We start from the raw sequence: 14,155 nt of genomic DNA on the forward strand, positions 1-14,155 counted from the left end.
GAAACCGAGGAGCCTCTCTTCGGTTTTGAACGAGCTTATGCTGAACAGCGTCTACTTTGCCTGTTCAATATGAGTAGTGAGCCTGTCAGTTACAAAATCAATGGCGAGGCTAGTCATGAGCTGAGCGATGGCTTGGGGTTCTCAGCCAACCGTTCTGGTGATTCTGTTGAATTACCGTCCTATGGCGTCTTTTTTGCTGACTTACCGTTGAAAACAGACTAGAAGGTCTGAGTTTTGAGCTGATTGAAAGGATCTCAGGAGTCTGCCGGGTAATTGCTGCTGGCAGCATACTGCCAGCTAAGCTTTAAAGAGGTGGTCTGTTATCAACAGAGAAAAGCGCCTAGAGCTTAGCAGTCTAACGTTGTCTCACGCTCCCAAGGTGTTACCCGAGCATTGTATTCTCGCCATTCCTGGTGCTTTAGTTTGAGATAGGACTGCACAAACTCCGCTCCCAAAGCCTGTAAAACAGTGTTTTTCTCTAGCTGTCGTAGGGCGTCTAATAAATTTGTGGGTAGCGCCTGAACGGTATCTTGTGATAGCGGCTCGGTGTAGTTATTGTTGTCATAGCGCGGCCCCGGATCGCGCTTTTGGGCTATACCCTCTAGTCCAGCTGCAATTAGCGCTGCCGGTAGCAAATAAGGATTAGCCGCACCGTCACCGAGCCGCAGTTCAAAACGACCTGCGTCAGGAATGCGAATCGTATGGGTGCGATTATTACCGCTGTAGCTCACAGCATTGGGTGACCAGGTAGCGCCGGAAAGAGTTGCGGGTGCATTAATGCGCTTGTAGGAATTAGTGACGGGGTTGGTGAAGGCGCAGAGAGCGGGCACTGAATGCAGCACACCGCCAATGAACTGGTAAGCCAATGAAGACAGTCCTAGCTCTCCTTCGGGGTCATGAAATAGGTTTGTATTACCTGCTAAATCCCAGACAGAGAGGTGCATATGGCAGCCGTTGCCGGTGAGATGGGCGAAGGGTTTGGGCATGAAGGTGGCGCGATAGCCATGTTTTTCCGCGATCGCCTTCACCATGTACTTGAAGAATGCCTGCCGATCTGCCGTTATTAGGGCATCGGCATAGGTCCAGTTCATCTCAAACTGGCCGTTAGCATCTTCGTGATCGTTCTGATACGGCCCCCAGCCCAGGGTCAGCATGGCATCGCAAATCTCAGCGATTACGTCAAATCGTCGCATCAGAGACTGCTGGTCGTAGCAGGGCTTGACTTGGCGATCGCGCGGATCAGATAGGGCCTCTCCCGTTGGCGACAGCAAGAAAAACTCACACTCTACTCCGGTTTTCACCCGGTAGCCCTGAGCCTCAGCCTGCTGCAGAACGCGCTTTAACACCAGTCGCGGCGTTTGGTTGATGGCTTCCCCAGTAGGCGTGACTAAATCTGCAGGGAGCCAAGCAACTTCGGGTTTCCAGGGGAGCTGAAACAGGCTGCTGGTTTCGGGTAGGGCTAGCATGTCCGCGTCGGCAGGGGTCATGTCTAGCCAGGTGGCAAATCCGGCAAATCCAGCTCCTTCAGAGGCGATCGCGTCAATGGCGGCAGCGGGAACTAGCTTGGCTCGCTGGGTGCCGAACAGGTCGGTGAAGGAAATCAGAAAATAGCGAATTTCTTGCTTACGGGCGATTTCAGATAAGAGGGTAGTCATAGCGGTCTGTTCATAAACGCCATTAGCCTAATGCTGCAGCCAGTCCTGCACCGCCTGACGAATAAAAGCAGCATCTTCAGGGTTTTGGTGAGGATTTCCGGCTCGGTGGCCCCAAATAGACGGAATAGGCTGATATGCCGCTTGGGGCATAAGTGCTGCTTCAGCCTCGCAGTCTGCCGGGGTGAAATAGAGATCTGTGGTGGCAGGCATGACCAGCGTCTGAGCCTGAATTGCCGCCATTGCCTGCGAATAGTTTCCCTGATAGGTCGGATTCTGGCTGACATCGCAGCGCAGCCAGGTATCAATCATGGCAATCAGGTTGCGGGGATCTCGTTTGCGATAGTTCAGCTCCCAACCGCGCCAAAGGTAGTCTTCTAAAGAGCTGTAGCCGAGCTGACGGTAAATGCCTGCTCGGTAATAGGCCTGAGAAGCAGCCCAGCTCGCGTAGATGCGGGCAAAGGTGTGAAAACCACGCTCTGGAATCCCGGTAAAGGTTGTGCCGTTCCAGGTTGGATCTGCTGTGAGGGCCGAGCGCAAACTTTCTAGAAAAATGCGGTTATGGTCGGTGGTGCGAGCAGTGCCGCAAACCGCCACTATCCGCTGCACCCGCGCTGGATAGAGCGCTCCCCAGTGATAGGCCTGCTGTGCCCCCATTGACCAACCGTAGACTAAGGCAAGCTGCTCAATGCCGAATGTCTGCCGCAGCAGTTGCTCTTGCGCGGTGATGTTGTCTAAATGGGTGAAGTAAAAGCCTGACTCGGCTGTACCGGGCAAATCCCCGTTGCTGGGCGAACTGGAAAGGCCGTTGCCCAGCATATTTGGAATGATGATGAACCAGCGAGTAGGATCGAGAATGCCGTCAGCCTTAATCAGCCAGTCGATATCTGAATGCTGAGCGCCATAGGAAGTGGGATAGAGGATGACGTTATTGCGATCGCCTGATAGCTCGCCGTAGGTCTGATACACCACTCGCACCTGGGGCAGGACGGCCCCACACTGCAGCGGAAAGTTGTCTGTAGTCCAGCAGCCTGCCTGCTGACTCATGCCGCTTTGCCAAACTGGCTGACAATCTGGCGGTTAACTGCCACATATCCCGGTGCAACCTGAGTAAGCTGATCGGCTAGCTGCGTATGAGCTTGGGGTAGGGCATGGAACGGAATTGAGGCATACAAATGATGCTCAGCGTGAAACGGCATATTCCACATCAGCAGCCGCAGGGGCCACAGAGTCAAGGTTGTGCGCGTATTGGTCAGCGGATTGTCGTCATGACTGCAGCCGGTATGCTCTGCTAGCAAAATGAACCGTAGAATTGGCTGGCCTACGGCCAAAGGCAGCAGCCAGTAGGTGATAAACCAAGGCTGCTGCACTGCGATCGAAAGCGCGATCGCGCCGCCATAAACCGCCAACTGCCAGGCTGTAGAGTGCATGACTTCCCGCCGGACTGTCTCAGAAATATAGGGACAGCCCTCGAACTGCCCCCGCACGGCTCGCATATGGCCCTGAATTTTGCCGACCCACCAAGGTAGACCGCTGAGCTGCCAGAGATAAGCTTTCCAGCTAGTTGGCGGCGAGTCTTCTAGCTCTGGATCTTGGCCTACAAGCTGGGCGTAGCGATGATGCCACTTGTGATAGCGACGATAGAACGTGCTGTTGTAAAAAGACAGGACACCGGCCAACCAGGCTACGCTATCGTTGAGCCGCTGGCTGGCAAAGGCCGTCCGGTGGACGCACTCATGCAGGGCCGCAAACATCGACGCTAAGCTAAAGCCATAGACAATTAAAGCCGGAACTGCAATCCATCCCTGCAGCCAGCCCCAAAGGGCACCGCTGATCAGGATGACTGTCAGATGCTTACCTAGCTGCCACCAGCCCTGCCGGTCTGACCGGACATTCAACGCTGTCAGCGTGGGTGTTGCCAGTCCGGCGCGGGACGTTTCTGGCCCGGATTGAGATGGGGGCAGTGCTGGCGACTGAAGACAGGCAGCAGCGCTCTCAGGCTGAGTAGTTTGAGTAGACATAGCTATTTGGGGATGCCGTTGCAGCGGATATCAAGCGCATAAAGGTGCCGTGTACTGGTATATCGCTCAAATTTCGCTGCCTGTTGTACCGTAGGCTACAATTTTTGGGCAAAGTTTTTGCCTCGGTTTTGCTGCCTGACGGCGATCGCCCTCTAACACTTATTTAGGGAGCTGAAAAACGTCGGCAAAGATCGATTTTTTACTAGGTCGTCTAGCCGGATCGGGGGAATCGTAGACAACTAGCAGCCCGTCATCATGACCCAGGCAAGAAAACAGGGCTAGTCCTTCCGCGTGATCAGAGCCAATGGTAAATGGCAAGTTAAACAGGACTTTAAGCGCCCCGGAATCTTGATCCCAGAGCGTATCTTTGCTGTGATCCAGCACGTCTTTGAGGCGGAACACCTGCATCGCTCCCTCTAGATCCATCGTTGGCCCAGCCATGATAATTAGATCCCCATCATGCAGGCACAGTTCGCGGACGCCCAAGCCGTTGAGATCAACAAAGTGCTTACGATACAGGGTGCCTTTGCCTAAATCTTTGAGCGTAAGGATACCAGGTTCTTTTTCTTCTAGCTCGACTTCTAAGATAATGGCCCATCCCCGCAGCACCGGACCCCGCAGTCCCAGAAAAACCTGATGCCCACAAACGGCTAGTCCTTCAATATCTAGGCCGTTGTCCTTGGAAGGTAGCTTCATCTCTAAAAACGGCCCCAAGTGTTCGTCGCTAGAGAGCGCATCAATCAGGGCGTTGTTCTCTTCGGTTTTTTGTAACATTGCCGCCGAAAGCTGATCTTGGGGGGCGTCTGAACGGGCAAAGGCATTGACTGGCTCGCCGTTGATAATCGGAATTCTGGCAAGCAGGTAGCGGTTGGGATCTTTTTCAATCTCGGCTAGGCGCTTGATGTCTTTCTTGGCTTTCTTGCCTTTGGTCTTGTTGCGCTTAAGGCTGTGAGAACCAATGACCCAAAGATAATCGTTGGCATAGTCTAAACCCTCAATGTCAATCTCGGATTCAGTGTCAAACAGGTTGACAAAATCATTCAGCTTGAAAGTCTGATGATCACCGTAGGTGCAGTGTCCCAAGGGGGCTAGGCGTTCAATCGTCGTGAACTCATCGGAACCGACCCAGAGGCTGCCATCAGGCGTACGGGCGATCGCCGAAATTTCTTCCAGCAGATCGTCTGACTTGCTATCAAATTTCAGCAATACGCGGCTGAGCAAGAAACCGTCTGGCATATTATTTAAGGGTCGTGAACCGTTGCAACGCCTTTTCTTATAGCTTTTGATTCACGCCTTAGCCTCTATCACAAGTAGTGAGCTTCTAGACAAAGCGGGTGAGGTCAATGCGGTAGCGCTGCTTTTTCGTGATGCCAATGTCGCCAATCTGCAAGCGGCCCTTACCGCGAATAGCGACCAGATCGCCTGACTTAACCCCATGACTAGCCTGGGTAACTGACTTCCAGTTGACCCGCACATCGCCTGCATCAATCATGTCAGCCATTTTGCTGCGGGACATGCCGAAGCCCGCTGAAGCCACCGCATCTAGGCGCAAGGAGGCTTCTACCGTAGTCATTTCCTTCTTTTTCGGTTCCCGCACTTTGAGTTGGGATAGCTCAATAGGCTGGATCTTGACTGGCACCGATCGCACCTGGCTTAAGCTCATCGTCAGAAAATCTGCCATTTCTGGCACCACAATTGCCTGAGCGCCGCGCTCGCCTAGCACAATAATGTCGCCTACCTTATCGCGCACAATGCCTGTACCCAGCATGGCTCCTAGGAAGTCGCGGTGAGTAGCCGAATCGAAGAGGAAATTTCCGGCAATGTTAAGAAGCGTTACGGGAACTTGATCAGTTTCTAACGGTAGCTCAGCACGGGCGATCGCCAGTCTCTGGCGTTCAGCCTGGGGATAGCCGCCCCAAGCGACCAGGTGAACATCAGTGAGGCGCTGAAAAATAGTTTGGGCTTCGATAAATTCGGGCGGCGAGAGAAAATCAGTGACGACCACCTCCCAGGTGCGAATAGCCTGCTCCGCCTGATCGATAACGCGGGCAATGCTTTCGCGATTTTCAACTTGTTTAAGTAGTTCGTCCTTAGGCAGCATTCAGTACGAGATTGAGTCTCCTAAATCTTGGAAAAGCTAATCAACCGTTCAACACGTTCGGGCTTTTTGATCTTAACCTGATTCGAGCCGTAAGCTCTGAATCCGCAGCCGCTGGAGCCAATTGCTAATGGGGATTAGCAATTTGAAAAACGCTCTTGGTCTAAGGTTTGATTCCGTTTGGCGTAGATGTTCTTGATGTGCTTTTTGACTGTGTTGACCGAGATATAGAGCTGGTCGGCGATCTCTTCGTAATTGTAGTTAGAGCGCTTGAGCTGCCAAACCTCAGATTCACGAGGCGTAAGCTGAAAGCGTTGGGCTTCAGCGACGGCGGCTAACTCTGCCAGCTTTTTGCAGTCTTCTAGCGTTACCAGCAGATAAGACTGTCCGATCGAGTCGAACTCAAGCCACTGAACCCGAATGCGAATGGTGATGTGGTCGGCAGCGTGGAGGCTGTCTTCAATCACAAACACTTTGCTGGGAAACAATTCGCGGCTCTCAATTAGAGATTCACAGAGATGCCAAATAGCTCTAGGCACTGCCTGAGACTCATTTTCTAGCTTTTGCAAATATCGGCATAGCCTAGCAGCACAGCGATTAGCCTGCAGCACTTTACCTTCCAGCGAAAGAATTAAAATGCCATCGCTGAGGGCTTCAATGACGGCAGTTAAAAGCTGTGACTTTGCCTTTTTGGGTGGCTTTCTAACGTCTAGATCGAGCGTTTGAAAAATATCCGCAACAGAAATTGTCGAATTCATTGGGAAACCTAGCTAATGCAACAAGGGATAACCCTGGTTCCAATTTGGAGGGCTTATTCAAAACCTCAGTCTGAGGTCTGAAAACTCCGCAGAGTCTATGACAGAAAAACAACTGTCATGGCAGCCACAGTCTATGTCTTCAGCGGGCGTTATCCCAGTTTCGTAGGTTTCTAATAAATTTAATGACTTGCTGCCGGGCGAAACGACTCAGCGTTACAATCGTTGCCAATTCTAATTTCAGCAATAGGTTGTGGTAATTGTTCTCAAGTGTCGTCTCTCTGATGCCGTCTCTCGTCCGCCTGACTTCAGCCTGTCGCTCACCGCAGAGGAGCGATCGCGATCGCGCCGCCATTTCACTGCCGATAATGGCGAACCTGTCTATCTCAACCTGCCACGAGGCACCCAGCTCCGAGGCGGAGATTTGCTGCACGATGGAGCCATGCAGCCGCTAGTGCAAGTTGTGGCTAAGCCAGAACCGCTGCTAACCGTGATGGCGGCTACGCCGCTAGACCTGCTGCGGGCTGCCTATCATTTGGGCAATCGCCACGTACCGCTAGAGATTACCCCTACCTATTTGCGACTAGCCGAAGATTTGGTGCTAGCCGAAATGCTACAGCGTTTGGGGCTGCAGGTCATGAATGAAACGGCCCCGTTTGAACCTGAAGCGGGCGCTTATCAAAGCGGTTCTCATGATGCCTGATCCGGCCTTGCTGAAGCTGCTGCAGCTAGCCAGTCCGGCTTTACCCGTCGGCGCTTACAGCTATTCTGAGGGGCTAGAAAGTTTGGTGCAGCAGGGTCATCTAGCTGCTCCTGAGGCTGTTCACTACTGGCTCACTCAGGAGCTGCGCTATGGCGCTGTGCGGCTAGAAGCGGCGGTGATGCTACGCTGCCACCGGGCAGCAGGCGATCGCAATTTTGCTGCTTTGCAAACCTGGAATCACTGGCTCTCTGCCGTCCGCGAGACGGCTGAACTGCGGGCACAGAGCTGGCAGATGGGTCGCTCTCTAGCGCGTCTGCTGCAATCTTTACATCCGGAACTCGAAACCGCGATCGCTTCTTGTCTGCCCCACTGCAATTTTGCGACCGCTTTTGCGATCGCTGCTGTGCACTGGCAGATCGAGCTAGAAACAGCGCTGTTAGGCTACCTGCAAAGCTGGGTCAGCAACCTAGTCAATGCTGCGGTTAGGCTAGTGCCCCTGGGGCAAACCGCAGGCCAGCAGCTTTTGCTTGACCTCTACCCAACGTTAGAAAACGCGGCTGAGACTATTTTGCAGCTTCAGGACAATGATCTGGCAAGTAGCGGCTGGGGATTGGCGATCGCCAGTATGCAGCATGAGACACTGTATAGTCGGTTGTTTAGATCGTGATCAAAATCAGACACTCATGACCCCTTTTCGCGTGGGCATTGCTGGCCCGGTTGGCTCTGGCAAAACGGCTTTGGTAGACGCGCTGTGCAAGGCGATGCGCGATCGCTATCAAATTGCTGTAGTGACTAACGATATCTACACTCAGGAAGACGCTCAGTTTTTGGTGCGGAGCCAGGCGCTAGAGGGCGATCGGATTGTGGGGGTGGAAACAGGAGGCTGTCCCCATACGGCGATTCGAGAAGATGCGTCAATTAACCTAGTGGCGATTGAGGAGTTAGAGGCGCGGTTTCAGCCTTTGGACCTAATTTTTGTGGAAAGCGGCGGTGATAATTTAGCCTCTACCTTCAGCCCAGAACTGGTGGATTTGACCCTCTACGTGATTGACGTGGCGGCGGGCGAGAAAATTCCCCGTAAAGGGGGGCCGGGGATCACCAAATCCGACCTGCTAGTGATCAACAAGATTGATCTAGCCCCGATGGTAGGCGCAGATTTAGGGGTGATGGAACGAGACGCTCAGAAAATGCGGGGCGATCGCCCGTTTGTATTCACAAATCTTAAGCTGGGTCAAGGATTGGAGATAATTATGGAATTCATTCAGTTTCACGGTTTTGTCGAAGCGGCAGAATCTGCTGATTCATCAGCTTAAATGATGTGCGCTCAAGTTTATAGCGATCGCGATCGCGATCGAAAATCCCTCTCGTGAGGGTAACTGTCCGTGTTTTTTCCTGCTGTAGGCAGTTGCCAATAAGACAGAAAGACTTATGCCGCTACCTTTTTGTATCAGGGAGCACAATTGTTCGGCTCAGCTAACTCTAATATCACTTACCGTTGCGGCTTGCATTTAAAAGCTGGTTAAGTCAGAGGAGTGAAGGGTCAAACATGGCGGCAAATTTCAATAGAAGAAAGTTTTTACTCTACGGTTCTGCCACGCTAGGTACAAGTATTCTGCTCAAGGCTTGTGGGAGTGGTTCCGAGACAGCTTCAGAGGAGGCAACTCCCGGCGCTGAGCAGTCAGCCGACGCAGATGCGGGCGAAACCATTAAGGTGGGGATTCTACACTCCCTCAGCGGCACAATGGCGATCAGCGAAACCACCGTGGTTGAAGCTGAGCAGCTAGCGATTCAGGAAATCAATGAAGCAGGCGGTGTGCTTGGCAGGCAGATTGAAGCCATTGTGGAAGACGGTGCCTCTGACTGGCCTACCTTTGCAGAAAAGGCCGAGAAGCTAATCGATCAGGACAACGTGGCTACCGTCTTTGGCTGCTGGACTTCGGCTAGCCGCAAAGCTGTACTGCCCGTGTTTGAATCTAAGCAGCATTTGCTGTGGTACCCGGTACAGTACGAAGGCCAAGAGTGTTCGCAAAACATCTTCTACACTGGCGCGGCTCCTAACCAGCAGATTGAGCCTGCAGTGGAATGGTTGATGGAAAATAAGGGAGAGCAGTTTTTCTTAGTTGGCTCCGACTATGTCTTCCCTCGTACCGCTAACACCATTATTCAGGAGCAGGTGAAAGCGCTGGGCGGTGAGGTTGTCGGTGAGGACTATCTGCCCCTGGGCAACACTGAGGTAACGCCTATTATCACCAAGATTAAAGCGGCTCTGCCCGACGGCGGCGTCATCTTTAATAGCCTCAATGGTGATAGCAACGTGGCCTTCTTTAAGCAGCTTCAGGGGGCGGGTCTGACTCCTGACAAGTATCCGGTGATGTCTGTCAGCATTGCTGAGGAAGAAGTGCGCCAGATTGGTAAAGAGTTCTTGCTAGGCCACTATGCGGCCTGGAACTACTTCATGACGGTGGATAACCCGCAGAATACCCAATGGGTTGCTGACTTCCAGGCCGAGTACGGCGACGATCGCGTCACCAACGATCCGATGGAAGCGGCCTACATCATGGTCTACATTTGGAAGCAGGCGGTTGAATCCGCAGGTACTACCGATATTCCGGCAGTACGGGAGGCCGCTTATGGTCAGACCTTAGAAGCGCCTGAAGGTTTAGTCACCATGAATCCCAACCACCACTTATCGAAGACGGTACGGATTGGGGAAGTCCGAGATGATGGTCTGTTTGATATTGTTTGGTCTACGGAAGGCCCGATTGATCCAGTGCCCTGGAACCAGTACGTACCTGATACCAAGGGCTTTGCCTGTGATTGGTCTGACCCAGAAAAGGGTGGCAAGTACGAAACCGAGGGCGCATAGCGCTGCTTCGTTAAGTAGTTCAGCATAACGGCGTATAAGAAGCTTAGAAACTGCCTATCAGGTTTGCGTCTAAGCTTCCTTTCTTTTTAAGAACGCTAAATTTTGGTTGAAGAGACAGGCGTGATTTTTGGCTGTTTATGTTGAACCTTTTTGACCTCTGGCTTTAGATAGAATCTGCCTGCTTGAGCGGTATTGCATTGGCTTGACCGCTGGGGATAGCGCAGGGTGTGACGATGGGGTTAACGAATTGCTGTCGGCTTGGCTAAACCCATAAGTGCTGCGGACTAGATGTTTTCTAGGGAGTGGACGCAACCCCCGTAGTTCAGTGTTTCCTGCCCAATAGTTGACTAGGTTGAAGATTGTGTTGATTGAAGGTTTAATTGGCGGCCTGTTTAACGGTATTAGCATCGGCGCGGTACTGCTAATTGTGGCACTGGGTCTAGCTATCGTGTTTGGCCTGATGGGCGTGATCAATCTGGCTCATGGTGAGCTAATGATGTTGGGAGCCTATACCACCTACGTGGTGCAAAATGGCTTCAGAACCCTAGGGGAGTCAGCCCTGAATTTTTATATATTTGCGGCTTTGCCCCTGTCATTTCTAGTCGCTGCCCTAGTGGGGTTAGCTTTAGAACGCGGCGTGATTCGCTATCTCTATGGCCGCCCTTTAGAAACGCTGCTTGCCACTTGGGGCGTTAGTCTCATTCTGCGCCAGTTTGTCCGCAGCGTGAACTGGGCCATGATTGTGGGGCTAGTGCTTTTCTGCCTGCTATTTTGGGGTGGGCGCTGGGGGCTGCAGCGCAGTCAGCGGCAAATAGCAGGCTGGATGTCGGCGGCCTTGCTGGTGATTTCAGCCGCGATCGCCCTAGTAGCGGGTATTTTAATCAATCAAAATGCCGCCACTGCCCTGACTCGCCCCTGGTTCAGCGCTCGCAATGTGGACGTAACGCCTCCTGTCTGGCTGCGGGGCGGTTTGGCCTTGGGAACGACGCTACAGTTTCCCTATGCGCGGCTGTTCATTATTGCGTTGACAATTGTTTGTCTGGTGGGCGTGTATTGGTTCCTGCAGCGCTCTGCCTGGGGTTTGCGTATTCGTTCTGTCACGCAAAACCGCAGCATGAGCGCCTGTCTGGGCATTCCTACCGAGCGGGTAGATGCGCTTACCTTTGCCCTTGGCTCCGGATTGGCGGGCATTGCGGGCTGCGCGGTAACGCTGCTGGGTTCAGTAGGGCCAAACTTGGGGTCTAACTATATCGTTGACGCCTTTATGGTGGTGGTAGTCGGCGGCGTTGGCAAGCTGGTGGGCAGCATTGTGGCGGCTATGGTGATTGGCATTATTACATATTTGGTTGGCTCCGGTACTCTGGCCCTCATGCTGATGCCGATTGAAGCGCTACAGCCGCTGGTGGCTTTCTTTACCTTTTTTGCCACAACTAGCATGGCTAAGGTGATGGTGTTTGCCCTAATTATTGCCTTTCTGCAGATCAAGCCCGCCGGCATATTCCCCCAGAAGGGACGCACAGTTGAGGCATAGGGGACACAATGGCAAACGACACGTTGACGCGACCTAAAAAAGGAAAATTTGCTAAGCGCCGCTTGCTGATAGAAGCAGGCATTGTGGTAGCGATCGCCCTGATTTTAATTTTGATTGTCCCTGCTGCTGTTTCGGGCTTTCGGTTAGGACTGCTGGGTCGTTTTCTGGCCCTGGCGATTGTAGCTTTAGGGATTGATTTGATCTGGGGCTTTACCGGGCTGCTGAGTTTAGGACACGGCATTTTCTTTGCCTTAGGCGGCTATGCCTTCGCTATGCACCTGCAGTTGAATACGCTAGGGGAAGGCCAGATCCCAGACTTTTTTAGTCTTTACGGGGTGATGGAACTGCCCTGGTTCTGGCAACCGTTTTACTCCCTACCCCTGACGCTGCTGGCAGTTGTTCTGATTCCGAGCTTGGTGGCAGGGCTGCTCGGCTATCTGGTCTTTCGCAACCGCATTCGTGGGGTTTACTTCTCAATTTTGACCCAGGCGGCGCTGGTGGTCTTTTTCAATTTCTTCAACGGTCAGCAAAAGCTAATCAACGGCACCAATGGTCTTAAAACCGATACCAGCACTTTTCTGGGTAATCAGGTGGGTGGCGAAGGGATGCAGCTTGCTTTCTACGCCCTGACCGTTGTGTTTTTGGCTTTGATTTACGCTCTTTGTCGCTGGTTAACGAGCGGGCGCTTTGGCCGCATGTTAGTAGCGATTCGGGATGATGAGAACCGGGTTCGTTTTTCGGGCTACGATCCGACAGCTTTTAAGGTGCTGGTGTTCGCGGTGTCAGGGGCGATCGCTGGCATTGCAGGTGCTCTCTATACGGTGCAGTCAGGGATTGTTTCACCTCAGTATATGGATATTGCCTTCTCAATTGAGATGGTGATTTGGGTTGCGGTAGGTGGACGGGCCACTCTGGTCGGGGCAATTCTGGGGGCGGTGCTTGTGAACTGGGCGCGAACCTTGCTCAGTGAAAGTTTTCCTGAAGTCTGGCTATTCTTTCAAGGGGCGCTGTTCTTACTGGTGGTAACGGCGCTGCCAGACGGTATTGTTGGCTGGCTGCGATCGCAGTTTGGCGATCGCCTGCGCACCTGGCTTGGCCCTTCCCGGTTGGTGGTAACACCGCCTCTGCTAGAGCTAGACCCAGATGTGCGGGAAGAAAGACGCGAGGCGATCGATAAACGTTAGTCCCTGATCAGCGATTCATTTACGACAGGCAAAACCGTGAGCGCGAAGATTTTAGACATTGAAAACGTCACCGTCAGCTTTGACGGCTTCAAAGCCCTCAACAACCTCAATTTCAACATGAATGAGGGTGAACTGCGGGTAATTATTGGCCCTAACGGGGCTGGCAAAACCACCTTTCTTGACGTGATTACGGGCAAAGTGCAGCCAACAGAGGGGACTGCTCGCTTCAAGGGCAAAGACCTCAGCAAACGGGCAGAACACGAAATTTCCCGTCTGGGTATTGGCCGCAAGTTTCAAACTCCCCGGGTCTACCTCAATCTGACGCCGCGTGAAAACTTGGAACTCTCGAGCAACCGCAACAAGAACGTCTTTGCCACTCTGTTTAAGAAAACTCCTAGCGCTGAGCGGCGGACGGTGGGGGGACTGCTGGAAACGATTGGCTTAGAAACGAAGGCGGATATTCCAGCGGCGCTGCTGTCCCACGGCGAAAAGCAGTGGCTAGAAATTGGGATGCTGGTGGCCCAGTCGCCGGATTTGCTGCTGGTGGATGAGCCGGTGGCAGGGCTAACGGATGAGGAAACAGAGAAAACGGGCGAGCTGCTGCTGTCGCTGGCTCAGAGTCATTCCATTGTGGTAATTGAACACGACATGGAGTTTGTGCGGCAGATTGCGCGGCAGGTGACGGTGCTGCATGAGGGCAGTGTCCTTTGCGAAGGCACCATGAGCGAAGTGCAGAATAACCCACGCGTTATCGAGGTTTACTTAGGGGCACAGGAAGAGGATTTTTAGGGCTTCTTATGCGTTGCGTCCTCTTCCGGTTCTGCTGTTTGCTATCCTACGCCTGACTCTGCCACCGCTCTCTCATTTGCTTGATTTTTTCTGGAGTGGGAGCTTTCCCTAGCGTTAAATTTTCAAACTCCTTGACATTGTCAGCTTCATCAAAGAAGTCTGGATCAAACTGCTGCAGAATCTTCTCTGCATAAAATTCCATACATTTCTTCTCTAAAGTCTTAACTTTGAGAGATGCCATTTTGAATATGGGAGTGGCGGTATTTTGTACCCGCTTGTTATTTTCACTGCGAAAAAGGTCAAAGCGGCGTAGACAGTTTAGAATCTCGCTAATTTTGATTCGCGCCAATGATGCATCACTACTTTTCATGCGATCGCGAATGATTTTAGTTATTTCATTGAAACTGACAGGCTCATCTAAAGAATCAACAAGCTGAATCAGCTCATTTAAAATGGCTGTTCGATATTCCGGAGCGCGGTTTAGCTTCCACTTTTTGAAAAAGCTTTTGAGGCTAGAATCATCTACTGCTGGTTCAGTTTCTTCTTCTAATTCTTC

Annotated in this window: 15 protein-coding genes (1 of these 15 only partly in view); 8 read left to right on the forward strand and 7 right to left on the reverse strand. The window is 52.4% G+C overall.

Annotated features, from left to right (window positions below; translation table 11 throughout):
• Window positions 1–222: the 3' end of an alpha-glucosidase family protein gene (locus QJQ48_RS14390; protein WP_346291929.1), read on the forward strand. 1,542 nt of this gene lie to the left of the window's left edge; 222 of the gene's 1,764 nt are visible here — the last part of the coding sequence; its start codon lies off the left edge, out of view; it ends in the stop codon at window positions 220–222.
• A 125-nt stretch (window positions 223–347) separates the two neighbouring features.
• Here the strand turns inward: QJQ48_RS14390 and glnT are convergent, their stop codons facing one another.
• From glnT to QJQ48_RS14420, 6 genes are all read right to left on the reverse strand, one after another.
• A complete protein-coding gene (glnT, locus tag QJQ48_RS14395; RefSeq protein WP_346291930.1) occupies window positions 348–1,655 on the reverse strand; it encodes a type III glutamate--ammonia ligase in 1,308 nt (435 codons plus the stop codon).
• Between the two features lie 27 nt (window positions 1,656–1,682).
• On the reverse strand, window positions 1,683–2,699 hold the full coding sequence (locus QJQ48_RS14400; protein ID WP_346291931.1) for an alpha/beta fold hydrolase: 1,017 nt from the start codon (window positions 2,697–2,699) through the stop codon (window positions 1,683–1,685).
• Window positions 2,696–3,673 carry a fatty acid desaturase family protein gene (locus tag QJQ48_RS14405; protein ID WP_346291932.1) on the reverse strand — a complete coding sequence of 326 codons (978 nt, stop codon included), beginning with the start codon at window positions 3,671–3,673 and terminating at the stop codon, window positions 2,696–2,698. Before QJQ48_RS14405 ends, QJQ48_RS14400 begins: the two co-directional genes overlap by 4 nt.
• A 159-nt stretch (window positions 3,674–3,832) precedes the next feature.
• Window positions 3,833–4,909: a DUF3616 domain-containing protein gene (locus QJQ48_RS14410; RefSeq protein ID WP_346291933.1), complete on the reverse strand. Its 1,077-nt coding sequence runs from the start codon at window positions 4,907–4,909 to the stop codon at window positions 3,833–3,835.
• Between the two features lie 85 nt (window positions 4,910–4,994).
• Window positions 4,995–5,774, reverse strand: coding sequence for a photosystem II electron transport protein, Sll1252 family (locus QJQ48_RS14415; RefSeq protein ID WP_346291934.1), 780 nt, complete (start codon window positions 5,772–5,774; stop codon window positions 4,995–4,997).
• A gap of 134 nt (window positions 5,775–5,908) precedes the next feature.
• On the reverse strand, window positions 5,909–6,529 hold the full coding sequence (locus QJQ48_RS14420; protein WP_346291935.1) for a helix-turn-helix transcriptional regulator: 621 nt from the start codon (window positions 6,527–6,529) through the stop codon (window positions 5,909–5,911).
• A gap of 250 nt (window positions 6,530–6,779) precedes the next feature.
• Here QJQ48_RS14420 and ureE point away from each other — a divergent pair, with 250 nt between their 5' ends.
• The 7 genes from ureE (at window position 6,780) to urtD (ending at window position 13,599) form a co-directional block, all read left to right on the forward strand.
• The gene (gene ureE / locus QJQ48_RS14425; protein WP_346291936.1) at window positions 6,780–7,229 is read left to right on the forward strand and encodes an urease accessory protein UreE; all 450 of its coding nucleotides are present in this window, start codon (window positions 6,780–6,782) and stop codon (window positions 7,227–7,229) included.
• Entirely contained in the window at window positions 7,168–7,896 is a 729-nt protein-coding gene (locus QJQ48_RS14430) for an urease accessory protein UreF (protein ID WP_428843053.1), read from the forward strand. Before ureE ends, QJQ48_RS14430 begins: the two co-directional genes overlap by 62 nt.
• Before the next feature lie 16 nt (window positions 7,897–7,912).
• A complete protein-coding gene (gene ureG, locus QJQ48_RS14435; RefSeq protein ID WP_346291937.1) occupies window positions 7,913–8,542 on the forward strand; it encodes an urease accessory protein UreG in 630 nt (209 codons plus the stop codon).
• A gap of 233 nt (window positions 8,543–8,775) precedes the next feature.
• Window positions 8,776–10,095: an urea ABC transporter substrate-binding protein gene (gene urtA / locus QJQ48_RS14440; RefSeq protein WP_346291938.1), complete on the forward strand. Its 1,320-nt coding sequence runs from the start codon at window positions 8,776–8,778 to the stop codon at window positions 10,093–10,095.
• Between the two features lie 364 nt (window positions 10,096–10,459).
• Window positions 10,460–11,626, forward strand: coding sequence for an ABC transporter permease subunit (locus QJQ48_RS14445; protein WP_346291990.1), 1,167 nt, complete (start codon window positions 10,460–10,462; stop codon window positions 11,624–11,626).
• An 8-nt stretch (window positions 11,627–11,634) separates the two neighbouring features.
• Window positions 11,635–12,810, forward strand: coding sequence for an urea ABC transporter permease subunit UrtC (gene urtC, locus QJQ48_RS14450; RefSeq protein WP_346291939.1), 1,176 nt, complete (start codon window positions 11,635–11,637; stop codon window positions 12,808–12,810).
• Window positions 12,811–12,846: 36 nt separating this feature from the next.
• Window positions 12,847–13,599 carry an urea ABC transporter ATP-binding protein UrtD gene (urtD, locus tag QJQ48_RS14455; protein ID WP_346291940.1) on the forward strand — a complete coding sequence of 251 codons (753 nt, stop codon included), beginning with the start codon at window positions 12,847–12,849 and terminating at the stop codon, window positions 13,597–13,599.
• A gap of 46 nt (window positions 13,600–13,645) precedes the next feature.
• Here the strand turns inward: urtD and QJQ48_RS14460 are convergent.
• Window positions 13,646–14,155, reverse strand: a 510-nt coding sequence (locus QJQ48_RS14460) for a hypothetical protein (protein WP_346291941.1), incomplete at its 5' end; no start/stop codon positions are given.

Origin of the sequence: Sphaerothrix gracilis Ecp01 (assembly GCF_030405905.1) — a bacterium.
GTDB lineage: Bacteria > Cyanobacteriota > Cyanobacteriia > Phormidesmidales > Phormidesmidaceae > Sphaerothrix > Sphaerothrix gracilis.